This is a genomic window from Gandjariella thermophila (assembly GCF_005405885.1).
GTDB classification, from domain to species: Bacteria; Actinomycetota; Actinomycetes; order Mycobacteriales; family Pseudonocardiaceae; genus Gandjariella; species Gandjariella thermophila.
Genome location: NZ_BJFL01000112.1, coordinates 1 through 1,532 on the forward strand (window position 1 = coordinate 1; position 1,532 = coordinate 1,532).

Sequence of the window (1,532 nt, forward strand, 5' to 3'; positions counted from 1 at the left end):
ACCCGCGACGAAGCCCGGCGTGAGATCTTTCGCTGGATCGAAACCTGGTACAACCGGCGGCGGCTGCACTCCGCCCTCGGCTATCTCACGCCCATCGAATGGGAGCATCACCAGCGCACAGACCGCCTGCTACCGTCCACCCAAGCCGCATAAGCCAGGCGTCCGGTCATCGGGGGGAACTCCACAGGACGGGTGGCGCTACACGCTGTGGGTCACCAACCGTCCCGAGACCACGAAGGGGTGGCTGGGGCAGTCGCAGTACATCGACGCCGCGCACCGGGTGCACGCGCGGGTGGAGGACTGCATCCGCACCGGCAAGGACACCGGCCTGGGCCGGTTCCCCTCGCACGACTTCGCGATCAACACCGCCTGGCTGACCGCATCCATGACCGCCGCCATCCTGCTCGCCTGGCTCAAGCTCCTCGCCCTGGACGGCCACCTGGCCACAGCCGAGCCCAAAACACTGCGCTACCGGATCCTGCACGCCGCGGCCCGGCTCGTCCGCGGCGGCCGGCGACGACGACTCAAAGTTCCCCGCACCTGGCCCTGGGCCAACCAGATCGTGAACGCATGGCAGCGCATCACCTCCCTGCCGCAAGCGCCCTAACCAGCACGAACCCGTCCCCGCGACCAAAGAAAGGACCCCGGGGCCTGTGGAACCCCCGGCTACCCGGCCCGACAGCCGGGCAACCACCACGCCCAGGCCACAAAAACCAGCCACACCACAACAAAACACAACCTCCCCACCCACTCACCGACCGCCGTGAAAAGTCAGGGTGAGGGAAAGCACTATTCTTCGGACCGTTGCTCCGTCGCCCAAACTCAGCTTCATTCTCGGCGGTGTCCGGGACATCGAGCATGAACCCGTCGATCGCCATCAACCGACGTGACCCCAGCCACGCCCCTTTCGTGCCCCGCCCCGCGACCGGAACCGCCACACGTTCGAACAACACACGCAACGGCTCCCACCCCAACCGCTGCCGAGCCTGCGTAATAGCCGACGTCGATGGAACCCGCCAATCATCACGCCAGGACTCCATCGACTTCAACGACCCCACAAGCTTAGAGCGTTATTCAGAGCCCTTACCAGCCAAGTCGGTAGAACTCCAGTGCGGTGACGATTCGGATGACATTCGGAAGCTCGGCGAGGCGCCCTCGAAAGCCGGTGGCAAGTATCTTCCAGTTCTTGACATGGGCGATGCATCGTTCGACGGCAGAGCGCAGTGAGGAGATCACCCTGTTGTTTGCCTTGTCGCCGATAGAGAGCTCGCCACCCTTGGGTTTCTTGCGAGGCGTGATTGCGTGAGTTCCCTGGTAGGCAGGGTCGGCGATGACTGGGACATCGGCCAGAAGATCTTCCCAGCCGCACTCAGTAAACGATTTTCGGTCATGCATTGCCCCAGGCAAGGGAGCGTTATTCAGAGCCCTTACCAGCCAAGTCGGTAGAACTCCAGTGCGGTGACGATTCGGATGACATTCGGAAGCTCGGCGAGGCGCCCTCGAAAGCCGGTGGCAAGTATCTTCCAGTTCTT

General features: G+C 63.5%; 3 protein-coding genes and 1 pseudogene. 2 read left to right on the plus strand and 2 right to left on the minus strand.

The window, feature by feature from the left end; translation table 11 throughout:
- The coding region (locus FFT21_RS28470) for an integrase core domain-containing protein (protein WP_137816618.1) at positions 1-153 on the plus strand (153 nt) is incomplete at its 5' end.
- A gap of 52 nt (positions 154-205) precedes the next feature.
- Positions 206-607 (plus strand): transposase, encoded by a 402-nt coding sequence (locus FFT21_RS29425; RefSeq protein WP_225978854.1) that lies wholly within the window; start codon positions 206-208, stop codon positions 605-607.
- Between the two features lie 172 nt (positions 608-779).
- On the opposite strand, the pseudogene FFT21_RS28475 reads toward FFT21_RS29425, so the two are convergent.
- Together FFT21_RS28475 and FFT21_RS28480 are read right to left on the minus strand one after the other, a co-directional pair.
- Positions 780-1,064, minus strand: a pseudogene (locus tag FFT21_RS28475) (transposase domain-containing protein); the annotation flags it as partial.
- A gap of 19 nt (positions 1,065-1,083) precedes the next feature.
- A complete protein-coding gene (locus FFT21_RS28480) occupies positions 1,084-1,407 on the minus strand; it encodes a transposase family protein (RefSeq protein ID WP_225978853.1) in 324 nt (107 codons plus the stop codon).
- Positions 1,408-1,532 lie beyond the last annotated feature (125 nt).